Consider the following 21,840-nt stretch of genomic DNA (forward strand, 5'->3'; position numbering starts at 1 on the left):
ACCGCCCTTGTTGATATGGACAAAAATGCAACTTGTCCCTTAAGGACATATGAAGCACGCCCTTGAGAATGATTAGGATTTTCCTATATTCTGATGGACCTTCCGGAGAACACCATGGCCCTCGATCAAACCCCGCCCCTCAACTCGCTTGGATTTGCCAAAGCGCCCTCAGAAACACGCGTCGTTGTTGCGATGTCAGGCGGTGTCGACAGCTCCGTTGTGGCGGCGATGTTGGCGAAAGAAGGCTACGATGTAGTCGGCGTCACGCTGCAGTTGTATGATCATGGTGCCGCACTTGCGAAAAAGGGTGCGTGTTGTGCTGGGCTCGACATTCATGACGCCCGTCGCGTGGCCGAGGACATGGGATTCCCCCACTATGTCCTTGATTATGAAAACGTATTCAAAGATGCAGTGATCGATGAATTCGCGGATAGCTACCTTGGCGGTGCGACGCCGGTGCCCTGTATTCGCTGTAACGAGCGGGTGAAATTCAAGGATTTGTTGGAAACTGCGCGCGATCTGGACGCCGATTGCATGGCGACCGGCCACTACATCCAGCGCAAGATGGGCGCACAAGGCGCCGAGCTTCACGCCGCGGCCGATGCCAATCGTGATCAGAGCTATTTCTTGTTTTCCACCACACCAGATCAGTTAAATTATCTACGTTTTCCGCTTGGCCATTTGCCATCAAAGGATGAAACGCGCGCACTTGCGGCGAAATACGGCCTACGGGTGGCGGATAAACCTGACAGCCAAGACATTTGTTTTGTGCCAAATGGTGATTATGCCAGCGTCATTCGAAAATTGCGGCCAGAGGCGGCGGACCCCGGCAATATCGTAGATGTTGACGGTAACATCTTGGCGCAGCATGAAGGCGTCATTCATTACACCATTGGCCAGCGCCGCGGCCTTGGCATCGGTGGGTTGGCTGATCCACTGTACGTGGTTCGGCTGGATGCAGACCGCAAAGAGGTCATTGTCGGGCCAAAGGCGATGCTTGCCACACGGACAATCCCCGTACGCGAGATCAATTGGTTGGGCGATACACCGCTGATGTCGCGCGCGGAGTGGCCGATCTCGGTCCGCGTTCGCTCAACGCGCCCTCCGACGGATGCAATTTTGCGGCCCCTATCGGACACAACCGCCGAGGTCGAGTTGCTGACGCCAGAAGAAGGTGTGAGCCCCGGTCAGGCGTGTGTTTTTTATGATCCCGACAGCAGCCGCATCTTTGGCGGTGGTTGGATTCACCGCGGATAATTAGAGCCGGGCCAGCACTGCTTTGGCAGCGCGCAGGCCCGGTGCCTCGCCACCCTTTCCCAAACGTTCCATGCTCAGCGTCATTGCCGCGCGTTGCGCATCTGGGTTCTGCATCACCTGCGCCAAAGCGTCGGCGATCAGATCGGGGCGGCAGTTTTTGCCAATAAATTCTGGAACGACGCGGGTTTCGGACACCAAATTGACCAGAGTTACCGTATCGATCTTGACCATGCGGCTGATGATGATGCGGCTTAACCAATTCATGTCATAGGCGATCACCATAGGGGTATCTGCCGCTGCAAGTTCCAGTGAAACAGTGCCTGACGCCGCCAAGGCAACATCTGCGGCGCGAAACGCCGCGCGTTTGGTCGCAGTCGCGGCTTCTAGCATTTGAGCACGCGGATCGAGGACAACGGGCGCGCCCGGCCAGTTGGCGGCCATGTCGATCACCGTTTGGGCCACGGGTGCCGCTGCAGGCACCACAACACGCAGGTCAGGTTGGGCTTTGACGACACGCTCAAGCGTCTGGCCAAAGATAGGACCCAGCCGAGCCACTTCGGACCGACGCGACCCTGGCAACGCAAGCAACATCGGCGCATCGCCAATCCCTTGGGCCTCCCGAAATGCCACCCCTTCTTGCGTATCAGAAATAGGCTCGGCCACAACAGGATGTCCGACAAAATCACAGGCCATTCCGGCGGCCGTCATATAGGGCGGCTCAAACGGGAACAGCGCCAGCACGTGATCGATATGGCGCGCCATTTTGGCCGCTCGGCCGGGCCGCCATGCCCACACCGTCGGCGCAACATAGTGAACCGTGCGCGTGTTGCTTGCCTCTTTGACCAGCTTGGCCACACGCAGCGAAAAATCAGGGCTGTCGATCGTGATGAGCACATCCGGCGCGCTTTGCACCACGGCGGCGGCGGTCTCGGCGATGCGGCGTTTGAGGTGGCGATACTTCGGAATAACTTCGGCCAAGCCCATGACGCTCAACTCGGACATGTCAAATCGACTGTCGAGGCCTTGGGCCTGCATCTCTGGCCCGCCGATGCCCTCGAAAACCACATCAGGCCGCTCTGCGCGCAACCCAGCCATCAACGCACCGCCCAGTTTGTCGCCCGAAGGTTCACCGGCCAGAATGAAAACCCGGAGGGTCATTCGCCCGTGCGCACCCACAGCACGAGGCCATGGGCGTTGGCAATCTCGACGCATTTTTCGCGGTGCAGGATCAGCACATCCTCGGCATCGATCACCACACCAACAAGCCCAGAAGCATGGGCTGCATCAAGCGTTTCGGGACCAATGGTTGGCATGTCGATCTGTCTGGTTTGCCCATCCTTTGGGCCCTTAAACAATATCGCATTCTTATCGCCGACGGTCTTCGGCAAGGATTTGATCATCGCATCCGTGCCCCCAACGTCTTCCATTGTTAGCACCTTGCCACGACCCACAACACAGGCTTGCCCCACGTCCTGAGGTGACATCTCTAGTATTTTCGCCGCCCCTACGTCTGCGTCGCTGCGCATCTGCGCGTCAGGCCATGCGTCACTTAGCACGCCGCCCTGCGCAACCAGATCAGGGGCCAGTTCATGCGCGCCTCGCACCACAAAGCCCGTACGTTCAAACAGGTCTTGAACCATGCGCAACGCACCATCGTCACCTTCTTTGAGGGCTGCCATGAACAATGGAACCAACGGCGCTGTTTCATCATCAAGCTTGGAGGGATCAAGGGCGGGTCTGTCCAGCCCGCCGGCAAAACACACCTCGGTGATCCCGCGCTCGCCCAGTTGCACCAAAAGCGAGCCAAGTGTTTCGAGCCGGAACAGCAAATCAGGCTCCAACCCTTGCGGCACCATGCCTTCATAAACGCAAACCAAGGGTGGCTCCGCTTGGGCGCGCGCCACCTCAGCGGCCAAATCGCCGCGTCCTGCTATCAGCGCAAGCATCAACCCGGCGTCAGAAAATGACGACCTGTTTCGGCCAATACAAAATCAACGATCTCGCTTACGTATTCTGACGATGTCTCTTCGCCCAAACGCTCGGCACGCTGGTGGAACGTGCCCTCGCCTTGGGCCAGCATCTGAAAGGCTGCCCGCAAGGCCGTGATATCCGCGCGCGACACGCCGCGGCGTTTGAGGCCCACAAGGTTCAGCCCATCAAGGACGCCTCGTGGGGCCTGTACCAAGCCGTAGGGTATCACATCGTTGGTCACCATGGTGACCGCGCCGATAATGGCCCCGCGCCCGATACGCACCCACTGGTGAATGCCCGCCAGACCGCCGATGATCACGTCGTCTTCGATCACACAATGGCCCGCTACAGCGGCCGAATTCACAACGATCACATTATTGCCGATGATGGCATCATGGGCTACGTGGCAGCCCGCCATAAACAACCCATCATCGCCCACAGACGTCAGGCCACCACCACCTTCGGTACCGCAGTTCATCGTCACATGTTCGCGGATGCGATTGCGTTTACCGATGACCAGCTTTGAGGCCTCGCCCTTGAATTTCAAATCTTGGGGGATCTCACCAATGACCGCGAACGAAAATATTACCGTGCCAGCACCCACCTCGGTTTGGCCGGTCACGACAACATGGGATTTCAGCTCCACATCTGGCCCAAGAACCACCTGCGGTCCGACAACACAGAACGGCCCTACCGTCGCAGAGGCATCAATCTGCGCACCTTCTTCGATCACCGCGCTGGGGTGAATGCCTGTCATTTGGGCAAGTCCAGCATTGCCATAAATTCAGCCTCAGCCGCCATTTCACCTTCGACTGTCGCCACGCCAGAGAATTTCCAGATTTTACCGCCCGCTTTGCCGCGCAGTGTTTTGACATCCATGCGCAACACGTCACCGGGGATCACTTTGCGGCGGAATTTGCAGTTATCGATCGACATGAAGTAGATCAGCATGTCGCGGTCCATCTGTTCAAGGGCCACCCCGATCATGACACCAGCAGTCTGCGCCATCGCTTCGACAATCGTAACACCAGGCATGATAGGCGCGCCTGGGAAGTGACCCTGAAAATGAGGCTCGTTCATGGTGACGTTTTTATAACCGACGGCAGACGTCGTCCCGTCGATTTCGGCGACCTTATCGACCAACAAAAACGGATAGCGGTGCGGCAGGATCCGCTGGATCATCAGAATGTCGGCGCTCAAAAGCTCTTGGGTCATGGAAAATCCTATTTGGGCAGTGGCTTGGGGGAAACGCTAACAAGTCAGACGAACGGGGGCAAGCGGCCCTGCGGCTTAAGGCTTGTCTTGCGGTGCTTCGTTTTGGGGAACACCGGCCTGTGCCTCGTTCAAACGGATCACCGCTTCGTCGGTGATGTCCACGCTGTTAGAAGTAAGAAAAACGGAACGCCGTTCCAGAATGACGGCGGCACCTGCTTCGATCATTAGCTGTTCCAAAATTGGGGCTGCGGCTTGCAAAAATTCGGTACGCTCCACATCTAGCAACTGGTTCAGGCTGCGGGTCTTTGCGGCCTGTGCAGCCCGGAATTCCTGAACCTTTGCGTCAAATTTATCCGCAAGGATCCGAAATTCTTCGGGTGCCATTGTGGGACGCAGATCCGTAAGCTCTTTTTCTTCTGCGGCAAGCTCGGCCTCAATGCGGCGGTTCTCTGATCCCAAGGTGCTGCCTTGGCTTTCGACTTCACTTGCAAGGCGTTGGCCAAATTCGCTGTCGCGGAACATGCGCTCAGAATCGATCGTCAGAACCGGGCTTAATACGGTCTGTTGCGCGGTGGCCCCTAAGGGGACCACCACAAGCGCTCCTGCGAACAGAACTGCGACCAAGAGGACCGCAACACTACGCATAACGATCAGAACCGTGTTCGTAGGGTGAACTCGAAGGTCTGTTCGCGGTCAAACTCTTCTTTGCGGATCGCGTCAGAAAAGTTGAACTGCAATGGCCCCAAAGGCGAGGCCCAAAAGATCGAGATGCCAATAACATGGCGGAAGGACCCGCTTTCACCGGATACGGTTGCACCGTTCAGGTTCACATCAGCCAGATCCCAAAGGTTTCCGACGTCATAGAAAAGACCACCAGTGACGCCGTATTCTTCGGGCAAGCCAATCGGGAATTCCGCTTCCAGCTTGCCAACCACATAGAGGTTGCCGCCCAGCGAGTCATTTTCCACCGCAGAGGTATCGCGCGGCCCGATACCACCCGGTTCAAATCCGCGCAGTTGCTTCGTACCCAGCACAAAGCGGTCGACAACGCGGTTGTTACCACCACTCCAGCTCAGCGCGCCGCCCTCAAGAGTAGCCCTCAATGTGACTTCTTCGCTAAGAACCTGCTTTTCACCAACCAATTTGGCGACCGTTTTGATGTATTCTTGATCGCCACCAATGCCGGCAAGGTCTTGGCTAAACTCAAAGAGCATCCCCGCAGTCGGATTTAGTCCAGCGCGGCGCGTGTCAAAGGAATATTGATACCCGATGGACGAGCTGAGCAACTGACCGGCATCGATGTCGTCTTGAACAACAAGACCGTTGTCGGCGGGGTCGCGCGCTTGGGCTTCAATTTCTTGCGCTGTATAGCGCAGCGACAATCGGCCATTTTCGCTAACCGGGAAGCTGATCGCCGGTCTGAACGTAAGACGGTTGGTGTCGTACGTTGAAAACGAAGAGTTCGTCTCGGAATAGTCGAGCTCCAACGAGAACTCCAAATCCCGACCCAACAAAGAAGGCTCAACAAAACGGATACCTGCACGTGCAGCTTCTGATGCAGTCGCGATATTCAGGTTCAGCCGTTGCCCACGACCAAGGAAGTTGCGCTCAGAAAAGCCAATCGCAACACCAAAGCCGTCGTTGTTCGAATATGCACCACCAAAGTTAAGCGACCCTGTGGGTTGTTCTTCGACATCAACGTCAACCACGACCTGCTCGGGCGTCGAGCCCTCGCGTGCGTTAACTTCTGCGTTCGCAAAATAGCCCAAGGCCCGGATGCGTTCGGCACTTTCGCGTACTTCACGCGGATTGAACGGATCGCCCTCTACACTGTCGAATTGACGACGAATTACACGGTCCAGTGTGGTTGTGTTGCCTTCGATATCGATGCGTTCCACAAAAATGCGCGCGCCGCGGGTGAGCACATACTGGATATCCAATTCTTGACTGCGCTCGTTGCGTGTCACGCGCGGCTCGATGCGCATGAAATCCACACCGTCACGGATCGCTTCGCGTTCCAGCCGCGTAATGTCTGCTTCGACGACCGATGGGGAATAGACCGCACCTGAACGGACCTTAACCAACTTGCGGTATGTTTCACTATCCACATTCGGAAGCTCTGACACCAAAGAGACTTGGCCGAATTTGAATTGCTGTCCCTCAACGATGTTGAAGCCCACGAAATAGCCATCACGCTCTTCGGTCAATTGAGCATTTACCGAATTGATCCGCATGTCGACATAACCGCGCGACAGATAAAAATCGCGCAGCATCTGCTTATCCAGCTCGACACGGTCTCTTACATAGCTGTCTCGTGTGACCAAGGCGCGGAAAAGTCCGGCCTGCTTGGTGCCAAGTACGCGGCGCAAACGCCGATCAGAGTATACGCGGTTGCCGACAAAGCTGATCCGCTCAATCTCAACATTGTCGCCTTCAAAAACTTCAAACACCAAGTCAACGCGGTTTTGGTCGCGGCGGATCACACGCGGCTGTACCCGTGCGGACAGGCGGCCATCGACCGAATATGCTTCGGCAATAGAGTTTGCGTCCTTCTCGGCGTCGGAGGGGTTAAATACACGCCGCTCGGTAGATCTGATAACGGTTGCCAACACCTCATCTTTGATGCGGCGGTTGCCTTCAAAGCTGATGCGGTTGATCGTGGGAAGCTCGACCACGGTAATCCGCAGGGTCCCACCGGCAGGTTCAATCGAAACGCTTTCGAACAAACCACTGGTATTTAAGCGCTGATAGGCGTCATTTAGCTGTCCGGCAGTAACGGTTTGCCCTCTTGCGATTCCGGCCTGACTTAGGATCGCGCTGTCGCCGATCCGGGTGTTCCCTTCGATTTCAACTGAATTGAACCGATATTCCTGCGCTGCAACTGGAGCAGCCGGTGCCATCCAAGCAGTTGATAACAATACAGAAAGACCAATACCCTTAAGTGTTATGCCGCATGATTTCGAAAATGCCCGTGACCGGGTGTTTTCACCCGTGTTCTCCAGTACCATTGCTCTGACCCGCTTTTATTTTTACCTCATTATGTTTCTGAGTACCGAACGCGGGCCCGCTTGTCAAAAACAACCACCCTTTTTGCACAACTATATAGAGCCCGCGCAACACGCAGGCCCCCTTCATCTGGCGATGTCGACTATATTTGAGAGGTTAAAGGCTGCCGACCCATGCGCCGGCGGCGAGCGCGAAACCGATCGTGCAGACATAAAGCACGCGGTCCCAATTGAGATCCATCAAAAGGCTCAGGCCTCGGTATCCTTTGGAAATCGTCTGCATTATATCGCTCCTTTCGCGCACAAGTTGGATACAGGGCGAATACGGCGCATTCTTGAATGAAATGTGGCAAGATTAAGGCGTTGCCGAATTTCAATAGTATCATGGGCAGAAAAGGTCATTCCCGAGTGCAAACACCATCAGCGACAAGATCAGCGCAAGGCCAACAGACATCAGCACCCGCAGGGCTTTGTCGCTTGGCGGCTTGCCGGTCACGGCCTCATAGGCGTAGAAAACCAAATGACCGCCATCCAGTGCTGGGATCGGAAATAGGTTCAGCAGCCCCACTGCCGTACTTAGCACAGCAATGAACTCGATGAACGCCACTGGTCCTTGGCTGGCCACTGCCCCAGAGACCTGTGCAATCCCAATCGGGCCGGACATGTTGCACGTACTGATCACCCCTGTGATCATGTTTGCGAGGCCCGAAAGCGAATTTGTGATGATCGCCCAAACGCCCGCGACACCTGTCATCAGCGATGCCCCTATCCCACGGGATTCCAACGCAGGTTCAAACGGGCTGGAACTGCCGATGCCAATGCGCAGCACTTTTTGAAAGCTGCCATCTGCTTGCTGTTCATCCGTTACCTTTGCCGCAAAGGTAAATGTCTCAAGCGCGCCATCACGCCAAACATTCAACAGCAAGGGCCGGCCGTCTGACGCCTCAACCGTGGTCTTAAGTTCCTGAAAAGTGGAAATTGGCTCGCCGTCGATCCCGGTAATCACATCGCCTTTGAGCAAGCCCGCAACATCTGCCGCAGAGGTCGGCATCACGCGGCCAATCAAAGCCGGAGAATAGTGAGGGCCTACAATATCTTGCTCAACGCCGTCACGCAACACGCGGTACTCGAGGGTTGGCGTTAAGGGCAATGCCTCTAGGAATGCGCGGCCCGCGTCGCGATCTTCGGGATCAGGCAAAATTTCGCCTTCAACCTGCAAAATAGTGTCACCCGGCGCCAACTCATAGGCCATCACCGGCATCGGTTTTAGTTCACCAACGGTCAACGGATCTTTGGCTATGCCAATTGTCATCGCCAGTGCCGCAAAGATCGCAAAGGACATGACAAAGTTAAACGCGGGGCCTGCTGCAACGGTGAGCGAGCGTGCCCATAAGGGAGCGCCGTGCATCGTTTCGCGCAGCCGGACTGGGTCAGCGGCGACATCAGCCATTGCGTCTTCGTCTTTGCCAGAAGCGGCGTTAGCGTCGCCAGCAAATTTTACATATCCACCAAAGGGAAGCGCTGCGATCTGCCAGCGTGTGCCGCGCTTGTCGTTGCGCGCATAGATCACCGGACCAAAACCAAGGCTGAACACATCCGCTTTGATGCCTGTCCAACGTCCGACGATGTAATGGCCGTATTCATGCACCGCCACAATCACCGACAGCGCGATGACAAATGCCAAAATAGTCCAGATCAGCCCGCCGAACTGCGGTATGAGCGCTAAAATATCCAAATGCCTATCCTGCCTTCAGTTTACGTTTTTACGTATTTGTTTGTTGTTTTATCGATCGCAGCTTTTGCTGCCTTGCGTGCCAAATGGTCTATCTGCAGCACGTTATCAAGGGTCATGGTGGCATCAATATGGCCTCCACCGTGCTCCAACGTGTCCAGAGTGGCCGCCACGATGTCTGACATTTGCGTGAACGCAAGCTGTCCTGCTATGAACCCATCAAGGGCTGTTTCTTTGGCGGCGTTGAATACGGCACCCGCCAGACCGCCCCGCGCCATCACCTCACGCGCAATGCGCAAAGCAGGCCATCGACGCATATCGGGGGCATAAAAATCGAACCGGCCAATAGCTGCAAGATCAAGCCGTTCCACAGGCAATTTGCGCCGATCAGGGTAGTGCAGCGCATACCCGATGGCATGGCGCATATCTGGTGGGCCGACATGCGCCATCAACGCGCCGTCATTAAATCCAACCAACGCATGGATCATCGATTGCGGATGAACCAGCACTTCGATTTCCTCAGGCTTAACATCGAAAAACTCACGAGTTTCAATCACTTCCATCGCTTTGTTAAACATAGAAGCGCTGTCGATGGTGATCCGCTGCCCCATGTCCCAGTTGGGATGGCTGGAGGCCTGGGCCAAGGTGGCCTGCGCCAGATCATCCAAGGGCCAATCCCGAAACGCCCCGCCAGACGCAGTGATGATGATCCGCTCAACAGCGGCCATTTCCTCACCGACCAGGGCCTGAAACACGGCGGAATGCTCTGAATCAACCGGCATGATCGTGGCGCCGTGCGCCCTGCCCGTTTCGAGTACCAAACGGCCCGCACACACCAGCGATTCCTTATTGGCAAGCGCCAGCGTTGTGCCCTGCGCCAACGCGGCCATACCCGGTTCAAGGCCCGCAGCCCCGACAATGGCGGACATGATCCAGTCGGCAGGCCGGCTTGCAGCCTCCGTGATCGATTGCGCACCCGCCGCAGCTTCAATGCCTGATCCTTCAAGAGCCGCGCGCAACTCATCCAGCAAATTATCATGTGCGGTCACGGCAATCTGAGCACTTAGCGCACGCGCATCGGCTGCCAACTGCGAGATGTTGCGCGCGCCCGTCACCGCAATGACCTCATATTCATCTGGTGCCCGCAGGATCAGGTCAATGGTGTTCTGCCCAATGGAGCCTGTGGACCCTAGAATGCTAACCTTACGGGGCAAGTCGCCTAACCTGCGCCCGGCGGAAAGCCAATGAATTGGCCAATGATCAGCAAAAAGAGTGCCGCACCCAACATGCCATCAAAGCGGTCCATTAATCCGCCATGGCCCGGGATCAGGTTTGAACTGTCTTTGACGCCCAATTTCCGCTTCATCCCACTTTCAGCAATGTCGCCCATTTGAGATGCCATTGAAATCGCTATGGAAATCCCGACCAATTCGATGCCTACGCCTGTGTTGATCGAAAATAACAAGCCTACAGCTGCGGCACCGACCCAACCTGCCGCCGTTCCCGACCACGTCTTTTTAGGGCTCACCTTGGGCCAAAACTTTGGCCCGCCAATCGCGCGGCCCGCAAAATATCCAACCACATCTGTCACCACCACAACCAGCACCAGCCACAGCATCCAGCCAAGCCCCATGTCGTCGCGCACCTGCATCATGCCGAAGCCCGCCATCAAGATCATCACTGTGAAGGCCATGAAAATTGTGCGGTTTCGTTCAAGCTGACCAAAACCTACAAGTGCCGGGGCCAGCAGCAAAGGCAGGGCAAACCCGATGGGCAGATACACCGATAACAACACCGCAACACCCGTCAAGGCACCCAGTTTCAACGCGACATCGCGCACGCCGGGGCGCAGCATTCCGACAAGTTCCCACACCATCAACCCACAGATAATAGCGACCAATAGGTGAAAAACGTGACCACCCATCCAGATGCCAACAGCACCGATCAAGACCATTGCACCAGCAGAGATCAACCGGGGAGAGAGATCAGACCATCTTTCGGGGTTTGGGGGGGCAGGCGAATTCATAGGGCCGTTCTCCTTAGCCTATAGCTGCGCCAAAACGGCGATCTCGCCCGCCGTAAGCGGCGCAAAGCCGGCCAAACTCTTCGCGAGAGAAGTCAGGCCAAAGCGTGTCAATGAATTCATACTCTGCATACGCCGATTGCCACAGTAGAAAATTCGAAATGCGCGCCTCACCACTGGTACGGATCACCAAGTCAGGATCAGGTAAAACGTATGTATCCAAGTACTTTGGCAGCGTTTCTTCATCTACACTATCGGGATCAAGTTTGCCCGAGGCGACATCTTGCGCCAAACGGTGTGTAGCGCGCGCAACTTCGTCACGGCCCCCGTAATTTAGCGCAATCGTCAGGTGCACACGGGTATTACACGAAGTGGCTTCTTCCAATTCTGACATCAAACGCGTGAGCTTTTTGTCCAGCCGTACGCGGTCCCCAATGAAACGGACGCGCACACCGAATTCGCTCAGCGAACGGGTTTCCTTGGAAATGTAACGCCTAAAAAGGCTCATCAGGCCTGCGATTTCAACTTGGGTCCGCTTCCAGTTTTCGGTCGAAAACGCAAAAATGGTCAAGTATTCGACACCAAACTCGGGGCAGGATTCGACCACTTCACGCACCCGCTTGGCACCCGCATGGTGGCCAAACAAACGCGGACGCCCGCGCTGCGTTGCCCAACGCCCATTTCCGTCCATAATAATGGCCACATGGCGCGGTCCACCTGGAACAGGATTAGTTGGTGTACTCATAGGCTTTCGAAATCCCTGCAAACACAGTTGCGGCTGTTTAGGGCCAGGAGTGGTTCGTTAGACTTGCATGATCTCAGCTTGCTTCTTCTCAAGCTGATCATCAATCATGGTTGTGTACTTCTTGGTGATGTCTTGAACTTCGTCTTCCCAGACCTTTTGGTCGTCTTCGCTAAGGCCGTCAGCTTTGCCCTTTTTGATCTGGTCCATGCCGTCGCGGCGGATATTGCGGATCGAAACACGGGCATTTTCTGCATATTGACCGGCAACCTTGGTCAATTGGGTCCGGCGTTCTTCGTTTAGTTCCGGAATCGGCAGCATGATGATCGTGCCGTTAAGCTGCGGATTGATCCCTAGCCCACTTTCACGAATCGCCTTTTCAACTTTGCCAACCAGACCTTTGTCCCAAACGTTGACCGTTACCATCCGTGGTTCCGGTACGTTCACGGTGCCAACCTGGTTGATCGGCGTCATCGCCCCGTAGGCATCCACCATAATCGGGTCCAGCATCGACGCAGAGCCGCGACCCGTGCGCAACGACGCGAATTCAGTGCGCAAGGAGGCAAACGCGCCGTCCATGCGCCGCTCAAGGTCATCGGTATCAAGTAGAAAATCATCTGCCATTTTGGCACCTTTAGTCATTTTTCGTTTCAACCCGCTATACTTAAGTAACGCCAGCTTGACTAGGGCTGCGTGCGGATACTGCTGCCGCCGGTGTCTGAGGTGCCGACGTTTCGCGCCCAAAGAACCCCTGTCCGTGTTCAGAGCATACGCATATGTGGCGCATGCGTCACATGCCGCGGCAATGGGTTGGGCGCAGTTTCGCCGTTCGAGTGATGATGATTAATATTGGGTATGAAAATTTCTTTAGGCAGCGGCAACATATTATGGCGCGCACCACTGTGCCAAAACCGCATTTCAAGGTAGCATCGTAGTGTCTGACATCATGCAAAAATTCATGCGGCTACACCTCGCGACACGCGTCGGGTGGGGTCTGTTCTTGGGCGCGACAGCTATATCGCTTTTATTCGCACTGGGTGGTGTCCCGGTCAGAGAATTGGTACGCGACCCGGCGGCTGAGTTTAATTACCCCGCTTATGGTGGTCTTTTGTCCCATCTCGGGATCGCACTGATGTTTGGCTGCACAGCGATCTGCGCATTTGCGGCGACCATTGCATCCGGTAGGCGTAATGTCTTGTGGGGTGCTGCTTGGCTCAGCCTCGCGCTCACCCTTGATGATCTCTTTTTGTTGCATGAAGAAGTGCTGCCCGAATTACTCGGCCTGCCGGAAATTCTTCTGTATCTCCTCTATGCGGCAATTGCAGCGTGGCTAGCGCTTTCCCTGCGCCGTGAGGGGGCTGGGATCGACCTTGGAGGGCTCTATGTGGCGATTGCGTTCTTGGGGCTTTCGGTCCTTGTGGATGTGTTCAAAGTCCACGGACCCTTCTCATTCTGGCTCGAGGATTTCTCAAAGCTGTCGGGCTACGGCGCATGGCTAACATTCTGGAGCATGTGCGCCCATAACGCGATTACAGGTGAAACCTCGGACAATCAGTGACTTCCCGGTCGCGCATTTGCCAGTTACACATGCAGGCCGATCACCCGGACCATGCTAGCCTTGAACGCGGGTGTACGTCCCTTTGCCAGCCAAGATGCCTTTGAACCCGCCGGGTTCATCAAGCGAAAATACGATGATTGGCAGGTTATTATCACGGGCCAATGCGATGGCAGAAGCATCCATAACACCCAGCCGCTTTTGCAACACATCGTCATAGCTCACCGTGTCATAACGCTTGGCTTCGGGGTGTTTTTCGGGGTCCATGTCATAGACGCCGTCCACTTTGGTGCCTTTAAAGATCGCCTCGCAGGACATCTCATTGGCGCGCAGCGTGGCGGCCGTGTCTGTGGTAAAATACGGGTTGCCGGTACCGGCAGCAAAAATGCAGACGCGCTTTTTCTCAAGGTGGCGCACGGCGCGGCGGCGGATATAAGGTTCCGCAACTTCGTTCATGGTGATGGCTGAAATAACACGGGTATGGATGCCCAAACCTTCCAACGAAGATTGCATCGCAAGTGCGTTCATCACTGTGGCGAGCATGCCCATGTAATCGGCTGTCGTGCGCTCCATCCCTTGGGCTGAGCCTTGCAAGCCACGAAAGATATTGCCGCCGCCAATGACCATACAAATCTCAACGCCCATATCATGGACTGATTTGACCTCTTGGGCGATCCGCTCAACGGTTGGCGGGTTCAGGCCGTAGCCCTTGTCGCCCATCAGCGCCTCGCCGGAAATCTTGAGCATCACCCGTTTGAAAGAGGTTTGATCTTCGCTGGACATGGGGGCACCTTTCACGGGGTTTTGTTTGGACGCAAAATGTCGCAAACCGGGCCAAGGTTCAATGCCGCCTATTGCTTTGAGGGAAAAGAAATGAGCACGCGCCAAACAGAGCAGCTGCTGGACGGTCTTGATCCCGTCAAACCGGTGCTGATCGCGGGGCCGACAGCGTCCGGAAAATCAGCGCTGGCCTTGGCAATTGCGCAGGCTCAGGGCGGCGTGATCGTGAATGCCGACGCGAGCCAAGTTTACGGCTGTTGGCGGGTGATTTCTGCGCGGCCATCACCGGAAGAAGAAGCACAGGCCCCTCACCGTTTGTACGGGCATCTCTCCGAAGACGCGCCATATTCAACGGGACATTGGCTGAGAGAAGTTGCTGCTTTGTTGGCAGCCGGAGAGCGGGCAATCATCGTCGGTGGAACTGGCCTTTATTTCAAAGCGCTGACCGAGGGGCTAGCAGATATTCCTGCGACGCCGCCTGGGATACGCACGGAAGCGGATGCAATGGCGCTGGACGTTCTAGTTGCGGGACTGGATGCCGAAACCTCTGCGGGGATTGATCTGGAAAACCGGGCACGCGTCCAACGCGCTTGGGAGGTGTATCAGGCCACGGGGCGCGGCTTGGCTGCATGGCAGACAGACACCGGGCAACCTGTGTTGGCCCCGCAAAATTGCACGCGCATCGCGCTTGATGCTGACCGCGATTGGCTCAACGAGCGCATCGTACGGCGCTTTGATCAGATGTTGGAGCAAGGCGCGCTTGATGAAGTTGCGGCCATCGCACCACGGTATGATCCTGCCTTGCCCGCCCATAAGGCCATCGGCGTCCCAGAACTGTTGGCGCATCTACGCGGAACGCTAAGTCTAGAGGAGGCGCGCGAGACGGCAATCATCGCGACCCGGCAATTTGCGAAACGCCAACGCACGTGGCAGCGCAGCAAAATGGCGGATTGGCAACATCTTTCTCTTGGATAGTCGGTATCACTTTTCGGACTGACACGAAGTAGTTTTCAGAATAAACTGCAGGTCAGATCGTATATTTGGAACATTACGGGGGCTTATCAGTGATCCAGGAAGACGTCGCCATAATCACCCTCAGCCAGCTTGGTAAAGGTGAAGATTGGCGGCTATCGCTTGCCCATGATCGTCCCTACAATGTGCTGATATGGGTGACCCGAGGGCAAGGACGCTTGATGCTTGATGGGCAGCGCAGCGGCGTCGGTGCCCATAACGCGGTCTATGTTCCGGCTGGTGCGCTCTTTTCGCTGGAGCTGGGCCGACAGGGTTTTGGGCAGGTCGTGGTGATCCCGCAAGACACAGAATTGCGCCTGCCGCAGATACCGCGCCAATTGCGAATCCGCGATGTTCATTTGCAGACCGAACTCAGCGCCCTGATCGAGGCTGCGCAGCGTGAACAATCCCAAGGCCGCCCGTTAAAGCGAGACGCGCTTGAAGCGCATGCCGGGCTTATGTCCGTCTGGCTGCGCCGCTTGATTGCCGAAGAAGAGCACCTGCCCCCTCCGCGAAATGCTGCGGCACGCCTGTCGTCACGTTTTGCGAAACACCTTGCAGAGGGGTATGCCAGCGGCGCTCCAATGGCGGATTATGCAAGAGCAATGGCGGTCACGCCGACCCACCTCACCCGCGCGATCAAAGCAGCAACTGGCAAAACCGCAGCGGATCTGTTGACGGAACGGGTGCTTTATGAAGCGCGCGATATGTTGGCCGGTTCGTCCCATTCGGCCAAAGATATTGCCCGACATTTGGGTTTCGGTAGTGCGGCCTATTTCACCCGTTTCATCCAGCAGCACGTCGGCAAACCACCCAGCCAATTGCGCGCAAAGCCAATCGCGTGAGCACCCCACACACCGGAAATGTCGCATTCTCGAGAGTTTTTTGTCGCTTTTAGGCAATAAAATGTCAGACCACGACATTGACGTTATGCCTCAAGTGTTGCCTCATGGGGTCAACGCACCTCAAAATTGAGGCTAATTCCCTGAGAAAACGGGGCGTGACGGGGGTAAAGCAGATCACATAATCATCTCGATACTTCCGCATCTTTAATGAACGGGCAAAATGCCCGTCACCCGGTGGGATCAACCCGCCGCAGCCACGTGACAGGGGCACCTCATGGGACTATTCATACTCAGACGCTTGGGCGTGATGCTACTGACGGCGCTTTGCCTGACGTTCATCGTGTTTTGGCTCACCAATCTTTATCCGAACCTCGAAAAACTGGCCAAAACCCAGGGTAACTTTCGCATGTCAGACGAGGCGGTGACGTCTTATCTGGGGGATCGCGGTTATTTGCAGCCAACGCCGGTGAAATTTGGCCAGTGGTTGGGTGTCTTGCCCGGCTGGGAAACGGTTGCCGACGATGGCAAGGAATTCGGCCGCTGCTATGGCAACAGCACGCCCGTCGAAGAACGCAACAGCTTTTGTGGTGTTTTGCAGGGCGATTGGGGTAAATCCACCGTTTTCAAAGATGACGTGGGATCGTTGGTGGCAACGAGGCTAGGCCTTACGGGCAAGCTGATGTTCTGGGTGATGCTGTTAATGGTGCCCTCTGCCCTGCTCATTGGGGTGTTGGCCGGGATGCGAGAGGGATCGCAACTGGACAGGTCATTATCAACCGCCTCGATTGTGACAACGGCGACACCAGAATATGTGTCGGGCGTGATATTCATTGCGGTTTTTGCGTCTTCGGCATTTGGGCTCAAGTGGTTCAAGGGATCCGCGACATCCGCCATGGAAAGCGCTAATTTTGAGAACTTCTTTCTGCCGGTTCTGACGATTTCGCTTTATGGGATGGGCTATATCGCGCGGATGACGCGGGCCTCAATGACCGAAGTTATGACCGCACAATACATCCGAACGGCCCGCCTCAAGGGCGTGAAGTTCAGCGATATTGTTCTCAAACATGCGCTACGCAACGCGTTGATTGCACCTTTCACGGTAATCATGCTGCAAATCCCGTGGCTGTTGAACGGTGTCGTGATCGTTGAGACGTTGTTTAACTATAAGGGCTTCGGCTGGTTGCTGGTGCAAGCCGCGGGCAACAATGACATTGAATTGTTGTTGGCTGTGTCGGTTGTATCCGTGGTGGTCGTGCTGGTCACGCAGCTGATTTCAGACATCGGCTATGTGTACCTGAACCCCCGTATTCGTATTTCCTGAGGAGGGCTAAGACATGGAAAATCTATCCTGGACTGGCTCTCTATCGGGGCTGAATATAATCCTAATGTTGGCCGTTGTGGTCACATTTCTCGCAATCGTGACGCAGCTTTTGGTGGGCATCTTTGCCTCATCGGGCGGGCGCGCAATGGCTGCTGATGGCACGATGGCCGTGAACGAGGGCCTGTCGGGGCTGATCGGCAAGGTCATTTCTTACGCCTTTCTTGCGGTAGTCGCGCTGGTGCTCGTTTACTTGATCGGTGGCATCTTTATGGGCACTGGAGCCGGTATCATCGGTGCGGTGTCGCAGCGCTTATTGCCTGTGTGGATCGCTTTGATCGTGACCTTTGTGGTTTCGATCACCTTCAAAAGGAAACTAGGCCTCTACGGCAAGCTTTTCGACAGCATGGTCGGCATGGTTGGCTTTGGGTTGGTGATGTTCTGGGTCTTTGCCGGGTTCTTCGGTGGCGTTCTGGATATGATCGTAACCCACGACACCCTCAGCCAAGTATCTGGGATGAAGAACAAACTGCCCGGGACGCCTTTGTCCCGCGCTGAGGAAGGCGATTATGCTTACTTCCTTCTGGGCGGTGATAATCTGGCACGCGACGTCTTTAGCCGGCTTTTCAAGGGCGCATGGGTTGTTGTGCAGATCGCACCAATGGCCACGCTTTTCGCCTTTATGGTTGGGATCACGCTGGGTCTGCCTGCGGGATATTATGGCGGCAAGCTCGACACGGTTCTGAGCTTTCTGGCCAACTTGATCCTCGCTTTCCCGGTGATCTTGCTCTTTTACCTGCTGGTCACACCAGAAATCGTTTTGACAGGCATTCCCAATTACATGGCGGTATTTCTCTTTATCTTCCCGCTGGTGTTCCTGACGATCTTGCTTAATTCGCGCTACTACACCCAACCAAGCTTTCGAACGCCTTTGCTGATTGTGGTGCTGTCGATTGGCTTTTGGCTGTACCTGTCGCTGATTTCGACCAATGGCGCGATTGTTCCAGAAAAGATGCCCGGCTTGCCCGCTTACATGGACCTGTTTGATATCGACTCAGGTATTCTGGTTGTTTTCGTCTCGGTTGTTTTTGTGAACGCACCTACGGTTTTCCGGATCGTACGTGGCTTGGCACTGGACATCAAAACCCGCGACTATGTTGCTGCGGCGCAAACTCGGGGCGAAGGCCCTTGGTACATCATGCTGTGGGAAATCCTCCCGAATGCACGTGGGCCGCTGATCGTCGATTTTTGCCTTCGCATTGGCTATACCACCATCCTTTTAGGAACCTTGGGGTTCTTTGGATTGGGGTTAGCGTCAGAGAGCCCGGATTGGGGCACGACGATCAATGATGGGCGCCGCCTGTTGTCGATCTATCCCCATGCAGCCATTGCACCGGCCCTGTCGCTGTTGACGTTGGTGTTAGGTTTGAACCTGCTTGCGGACGGTCTGCGCGAAGAAAGTCTGCGCGACTAATGTGACGGAGGGATCGGGAGCTATTTCCGACCCCTCCGGAGTTTATTTGGAAAGCTAAAGGGACCCCCTTTGCCTTTCGACGAGGAGAGACTGATGCCCAAGACCGAGTATGACGGCCCCATCCTTGAGATCGACAAGCTGTCGATTTCGTTTTTCACACGTCTGCGGGAAATCCCGGCGGTCATGGATTTTTCGGTCTCGGTCAAACCCGGTGAAGCTGTGGGGCTGGTTGGCGAATCTGGGTGCGGTAAATCCACTGTCGCTTTGGGCGTTATGCAGGACTTGGGCAAGAACGGGCGCGTTGTTGGCGGCTCGATCAAGTTCAAAGGCCGTGATCTAGGCAAGATGAGCGATGATGAGTTACGCGATATTCGCGGCTCTGAAATTGCCATGATCTACCAAGAGCCAATGGCGTCCCTAAACCCTGCGATGAAGATTGGCCGGCAGTTGATGGAAGTGCCGATGATCCATGCCGGTATGAACGAAAAAGAAGCTGCCGCACGCGCGTTGCAGGTGGTCACGGATGTGAAACTGCCCGACCCTGAGCGCATCTTGAAATCATTCCCGCACCAATTGTCGGGTGGTCAACAGCAGCGCATCGTGATTGCGATGGCGTTGATGTCTGAGCCGTCGCTGTTGATTTTGGACGAACCGACCACCGCTCTCGACGTAACGGTTGAGGCGGCAGTGGTTGAGCTGGTCAAGGATCTGGGCAAGAAATACGGCACTTCGATGCTGTTCATTTCGCACAACCTAGGTCTGGTGCTTGAGACCTGCGACCGCATCTGTGTGATGTATTCTGGCGAAGCGGTTGAGCGCGGATCAATCGAAGACGTGTTCGACAAGATGCAGCACCCTTATACGCAGGCGTTGTTTCGTTCGATCCCCCTGCCCGGCGCTGATAAAAACGCCCGTCCATTGATTGCGATCCCCGGCAACTTTCCGTTGCCGCATGAACGGCCCGAAGGCTGTAATTTTGGCCCGCGCTGCGATTACTTCGAGGCTGGCGTGTGCGACCAAGGGTTCATTCCAATGTTCCCCGCTGATGACACAGGCAGTCACGAGACGCGCTGCCTAAAATACAAAGAGATCGATTGGAAAGCACCGCTGGAGCTGGCCGAGGTCAAGACCAAGGGCGAGATCGGCAAGATCGTTCTCAAGATCGACAACCTCAAAAAATACTATCAGGTCGCGGCCAATGCGATGTTTGGTGGCGGTGATACCAAGGTCGTCAAAGCCAACGAGACGCTCAGCTTTGAAGCCCGCGAAAGCGAAACGCTGGCGATTGTGGGCGAATCTGGCTGTGGTAAATCAACCTTTGCCAAGGTGCTTATGGGGCTAGAGACGGCGACGGATGGTGAAATCCTGCTCGACGACCAAAGCATCGGCGAAGTGCCGATTGAAGAGCGCACAACCCAGAACGTCGCAGACATTCAGATGGTGTTCCAGAACCCGTTCGACACGTTGAACCCGTCGATGACGGTGGGCCGCCAGATCGTGCGGGCACTAGAGATCTTTAAAATCGGCAAGAACGAGAAAGAACGCTGGCAACGGATGCTGGAGTTGTTGGATCTGGTGAAGCTCCCGCGTGAATTTGCCACCCGGATGCCCCGCCAGCTGTCGGGAGGTCAAAAGCAACGGGTCGGCATTGCGCGTGCCTTTGCGGGCGATGCACGGATCGTCGTTGCAGATGAGCCAGTATCGGCGCTGGATGTGTCAGTTCAGGCCGCCGTTACCGACCTGCTGATGGAAATCCAACGCAAACAAAAAACCACGCTTTTGTTCATCAGCCATGATCTGTCCATCGTACGCTATCTCAGCGACCGCGTGATGGTGATGTATCTTGGCCATGTGGTCGAATTGGGCACGACCGATCAGGTCTTTTCCCCACCCTATCACCCCTACACAGAGGCGTTGCTGTCGGCGGTCCCAATTGCGGACACGTCCGTCAAGAAAAAGCACATCGTGCTAGAAGGCGATATTCCGTCTGCGATGAACCCACCGCCCGGTTGCCCTTTCCAGACGCGGTGTCGCTGGAAAACAGAAGTGCCGGGTAATCTGTGTGATACCGAAGTGCCGCCCGTTCGGCTGCTTGCTGACGGTCATCAGGTGAAATGCCACCTGAGCCAAGAGAAGTTCGATGAGATGGAACCGGTGATCGAAGTTGGTGTGGCCGCCGAATAGCGGTCAGACCATCAACAAACCGATCTAATTGTTCTTAGACATGTGGCGCGCCTCTGATGAGGGGCGCTTTGTGTCGCCGAAGTGGTTTGCAGACCGGCTTTAGCCACCAAGCAAAGCGGCGGCGATCACTGCAGGAAAGTAAGCTGCGGAGCAATAAAAGAAGGTGGGCGAGCGGTGGCGCATCGCGCAACCTGCCATGGCCAAAAGCGGTGCAGCAACAAGGGCCACCAAAACCGGCAGCATGATCATCTCGTGATAGGCAAAACCAGGGCCCCAAAGACTGTCGCCATTGTCGAGACCAGCGGCCACAATGCCGATAATCGCGCCAAGGACCAATCCCATCAGGATCGCCTTATAATGTTTGATCGCTTTGTTGTGCGAACGGCCACGGGGGGCTTCGCGCGCAGGGGAGCTATACATCAAAGTCGCAGTGCCTTCGCCGCGCGCCATGTCAGCGGCACTATACGCTGTCTTGTTGTTAATGCGGGCTATTCGATCGTTAAAATTATTGAGGCTCATTCTGCGCTCCATCGTCACTCGTTTGTGTGAACATGGTTTCCAAAGGGGGCAGAAATTGGGCGGGCGTGGGTTCGTGCAATGGCATCTATAAGGAATTTGATGTCGCATATTGCTGGCTGAGAGCAGTAAAAGGACCTGTGTTGCTCTCGGATTACGGTTTAGACAAACGGTATTGATGTCAAACACGGTACGGGAAAAGCAATCTGAGG

At 55.6% G+C, this 21,840-nt stretch carries 21 protein-coding genes; 7 read left to right on the plus strand and 14 right to left on the minus strand.

The annotated features are described in order from the left end of the window. Positions 1-114: 114 nt before the first annotated feature. On the plus strand, positions 115-1,257 hold the full coding sequence (gene mnmA / locus C1J03_RS12850) for a tRNA 2-thiouridine(34) synthase MnmA (protein WP_114888991.1): 1,143 nt from the start codon (positions 115-117) through the stop codon (positions 1,255-1,257). Here mnmA and lpxB read toward each other — a convergent pair whose 3' ends face one another. The 12 genes from lpxB to frr all read right to left on the minus strand — a co-directional run bounded on the left by lpxB (position 1,258) and on the right by frr (position 12,569). After that, a complete protein-coding gene (gene lpxB, locus C1J03_RS12855; RefSeq protein ID WP_114886961.1) occupies positions 1,258-2,415 on the minus strand; it encodes a lipid-A-disaccharide synthase in 1,158 nt (385 codons plus the stop codon). It abuts the gene before it with no gap. Then, a complete protein-coding gene (locus C1J03_RS12860; RefSeq protein WP_114886962.1) occupies positions 2,412-3,203 on the minus strand; it encodes an LpxI family protein in 792 nt (263 codons plus the stop codon). The genes lpxB and C1J03_RS12860 overlap by 4 nt, the downstream gene beginning before the upstream one ends. Continuing rightward, on the minus strand, positions 3,203-3,985 hold the full coding sequence (lpxA, locus tag C1J03_RS12865) for an acyl-ACP--UDP-N-acetylglucosamine O-acyltransferase (protein ID WP_114886963.1): 783 nt from the start codon (positions 3,983-3,985) through the stop codon (positions 3,203-3,205). The genes C1J03_RS12860 and lpxA overlap by 1 nt, the downstream gene beginning before the upstream one ends. After that, on the minus strand, positions 3,982-4,443 hold the full coding sequence (fabZ, locus tag C1J03_RS12870; protein WP_114886964.1) for a 3-hydroxyacyl-ACP dehydratase FabZ: 462 nt from the start codon (positions 4,441-4,443) through the stop codon (positions 3,982-3,984). The genes lpxA and fabZ overlap by 4 nt, the downstream gene beginning before the upstream one ends. A 75-nt stretch (positions 4,444-4,518) precedes the next feature. After that, on the minus strand, positions 4,519-5,088 hold the full coding sequence (locus C1J03_RS12875; protein ID WP_174234463.1) for an OmpH family outer membrane protein: 570 nt from the start codon (positions 5,086-5,088) through the stop codon (positions 4,519-4,521). Positions 5,089-5,093: 5 nt separating this feature from the next. Continuing rightward, positions 5,094-7,343 carry an outer membrane protein assembly factor BamA gene (gene bamA, locus C1J03_RS12880; protein WP_254694269.1) on the minus strand — a complete coding sequence of 750 codons (2,250 nt, stop codon included), beginning with the start codon at positions 7,341-7,343 and terminating at the stop codon, positions 5,094-5,096. Positions 7,344-7,605: 262 nt separating this feature from the next. Beyond that, positions 7,606-7,731, minus strand: a complete 126-nt coding sequence (locus C1J03_RS25965) for a hypothetical protein (RefSeq protein ID WP_302661600.1) — start codon at positions 7,729-7,731, stop codon at positions 7,606-7,608. Positions 7,732-7,830: 99 nt separating this feature from the next. Continuing rightward, positions 7,831-9,183, minus strand: a complete 1,353-nt coding sequence (gene rseP, locus C1J03_RS12885) for an RIP metalloprotease RseP (RefSeq protein ID WP_114886967.1) — start codon at positions 9,181-9,183, stop codon at positions 7,831-7,833. Positions 9,184-9,203: 20 nt separating this feature from the next. After that, on the minus strand, positions 9,204-10,394 hold the full coding sequence (gene dxr, locus C1J03_RS12890; protein WP_114886968.1) for a 1-deoxy-D-xylulose-5-phosphate reductoisomerase: 1,191 nt from the start codon (positions 10,392-10,394) through the stop codon (positions 9,204-9,206). Positions 10,395-10,399: 5 nt separating this feature from the next. Beyond that, positions 10,400-11,206 (minus strand): phosphatidate cytidylyltransferase, encoded by an 807-nt coding sequence (locus tag C1J03_RS12895; RefSeq protein ID WP_114886969.1) that lies wholly within the window; start codon positions 11,204-11,206, stop codon positions 10,400-10,402. Between the two features lie 13 nt (positions 11,207-11,219). After that, on the minus strand, positions 11,220-11,948 hold the full coding sequence (gene uppS / locus C1J03_RS12900) for a polyprenyl diphosphate synthase (RefSeq protein ID WP_114886970.1): 729 nt from the start codon (positions 11,946-11,948) through the stop codon (positions 11,220-11,222). 57 nt (positions 11,949-12,005) lie between these two features. After that, the gene (frr, locus tag C1J03_RS12905) at positions 12,006-12,569 is read right to left on the minus strand and encodes a ribosome recycling factor (protein ID WP_114888992.1); all 564 of its coding nucleotides are present in this window, start codon (positions 12,567-12,569) and stop codon (positions 12,006-12,008) included. Positions 12,570-12,879: 310 nt separating this feature from the next. On the opposite strand from frr, the gene C1J03_RS12910 reads away from it, so the two are divergent. Beyond that, positions 12,880-13,503 (plus strand): hypothetical protein, encoded by a 624-nt coding sequence (locus tag C1J03_RS12910; protein WP_114886971.1) that lies wholly within the window; start codon positions 12,880-12,882, stop codon positions 13,501-13,503. A gap of 54 nt (positions 13,504-13,557) precedes the next feature. Here C1J03_RS12910 and pyrH read toward each other — a convergent pair whose 3' ends face one another. After that, a complete protein-coding gene (gene pyrH, locus C1J03_RS12915) occupies positions 13,558-14,283 on the minus strand; it encodes a UMP kinase (RefSeq protein WP_114886972.1) in 726 nt (241 codons plus the stop codon). 90 nt (positions 14,284-14,373) lie between these two features. Here pyrH and miaA point away from each other — a divergent pair, with 90 nt between their 5' ends. The 5 genes from miaA to C1J03_RS12940 all read left to right on the plus strand — a co-directional run bounded on the left by miaA (position 14,374) and on the right by C1J03_RS12940 (position 21,112). After that, positions 14,374-15,255, plus strand: a complete 882-nt coding sequence (gene miaA, locus C1J03_RS12920) for a tRNA (adenosine(37)-N6)-dimethylallyltransferase MiaA (RefSeq protein ID WP_114888993.1) — start codon at positions 14,374-14,376, stop codon at positions 15,253-15,255. Between the two features lie 92 nt (positions 15,256-15,347). Beyond that, the gene (locus C1J03_RS12925) at positions 15,348-16,136 is read left to right on the plus strand and encodes a helix-turn-helix domain-containing protein (protein ID WP_441351139.1); all 789 of its coding nucleotides are present in this window, start codon (positions 15,348-15,350) and stop codon (positions 16,134-16,136) included. Positions 16,137-16,410: 274 nt separating this feature from the next. After that, positions 16,411-17,457: an ABC transporter permease gene (locus C1J03_RS12930; RefSeq protein ID WP_114886974.1), complete on the plus strand. Its 1,047-nt coding sequence runs from the start codon at positions 16,411-16,413 to the stop codon at positions 17,455-17,457. Between the two features lie 13 nt (positions 17,458-17,470). After that, a complete protein-coding gene (locus tag C1J03_RS12935; RefSeq protein WP_174234464.1) occupies positions 17,471-18,928 on the plus strand; it encodes an ABC transporter permease in 1,458 nt (485 codons plus the stop codon). Positions 18,929-19,021: 93 nt separating this feature from the next. Then, positions 19,022-21,112 (plus strand): dipeptide ABC transporter ATP-binding protein, encoded by a 2,091-nt coding sequence (locus tag C1J03_RS12940; RefSeq protein ID WP_114886975.1) that lies wholly within the window; start codon positions 19,022-19,024, stop codon positions 21,110-21,112. Positions 21,113-21,211: 99 nt separating this feature from the next. Here C1J03_RS12940 and C1J03_RS12945 read toward each other — a convergent pair whose 3' ends face one another. Continuing rightward, positions 21,212-21,631 (minus strand): hypothetical protein, encoded by a 420-nt coding sequence (locus C1J03_RS12945; protein ID WP_114886976.1) that lies wholly within the window; start codon positions 21,629-21,631, stop codon positions 21,212-21,214. Positions 21,632-21,840: the final 209 nt, after the last annotated feature.

The organism is Sulfitobacter sp. SK012 (genome assembly GCF_003352085.1).
Classification (GTDB): domain Bacteria; phylum Pseudomonadota; class Alphaproteobacteria; order Rhodobacterales; family Rhodobacteraceae; genus Sulfitobacter.

Coding starts and splice junctions, on each gene's coding strand:
- C1J03_RS12930 (WP_114886974.1), top strand. CDS start 16,411: ATGGGACTATTCATACTCAGACGCTTGGGCGTGATGCTACTGACGGCG.
- miaA (WP_114888993.1), top strand. CDS start 14,374: ATGAGCACGCGCCAAACAGAGCAGCTGCTGGACGGTCTTGATCCCGTC.
- frr (WP_114888992.1), bottom strand. CDS start 12,569: ATGGCAGATGATTTTCTACTTGATACCGATGACCTTGAGCGGCGCATG.
- C1J03_RS12860 (WP_114886962.1), bottom strand. CDS start 3,203: ATGCTTGCGCTGATAGCAGGACGCGGCGATTTGGCCGCTGAGGTGGCG.
- C1J03_RS12895 (WP_114886969.1), bottom strand. CDS start 11,206: ATGAATTCGCCTGCCCCCCCAAACCCCGAAAGATGGTCTGATCTCTCT.
- bamA (WP_254694269.1), bottom strand. CDS start 7,343: ATGGCACCGGCTGCTCCAGTTGCAGCGCAGGAATATCGGTTCAATTCA.
- lpxA (WP_114886963.1), bottom strand. CDS start 3,985: ATGACAGGCATTCACCCCAGCGCGGTGATCGAAGAAGGTGCGCAGATT.
- C1J03_RS25965 (WP_302661600.1), bottom strand. CDS start 7,731: ATGCAGACGATTTCCAAAGGATACCGAGGCCTGAGCCTTTTGATGGAT.
- C1J03_RS12945 (WP_114886976.1), bottom strand. CDS start 21,631: ATGAGCCTCAATAATTTTAACGATCGAATAGCCCGCATTAACAACAAG.
- uppS (WP_114886970.1), bottom strand. CDS start 11,948: ATGAGTACACCAACTAATCCTGTTCCAGGTGGACCGCGCCATGTGGCC.
- pyrH (WP_114886972.1), bottom strand. CDS start 14,283: ATGTCCAGCGAAGATCAAACCTCTTTCAAACGGGTGATGCTCAAGATT.
- C1J03_RS12935 (WP_174234464.1), top strand. CDS start 17,471: ATGGAAAATCTATCCTGGACTGGCTCTCTATCGGGGCTGAATATAATC.
- fabZ (WP_114886964.1), bottom strand. CDS start 4,443: ATGACCCAAGAGCTTTTGAGCGCCGACATTCTGATGATCCAGCGGATC.
- lpxB (WP_114886961.1), bottom strand. CDS start 2,415: ATGACCCTCCGGGTTTTCATTCTGGCCGGTGAACCTTCGGGCGACAAA.
- mnmA (WP_114888991.1), top strand. CDS start 115: ATGGCCCTCGATCAAACCCCGCCCCTCAACTCGCTTGGATTTGCCAAA.
- C1J03_RS12940 (WP_114886975.1), top strand. CDS start 19,022: ATGCCCAAGACCGAGTATGACGGCCCCATCCTTGAGATCGACAAGCTG.
- C1J03_RS12875 (WP_174234463.1), bottom strand. CDS start 5,088: ATGCGTAGTGTTGCGGTCCTCTTGGTCGCAGTTCTGTTCGCAGGAGCG.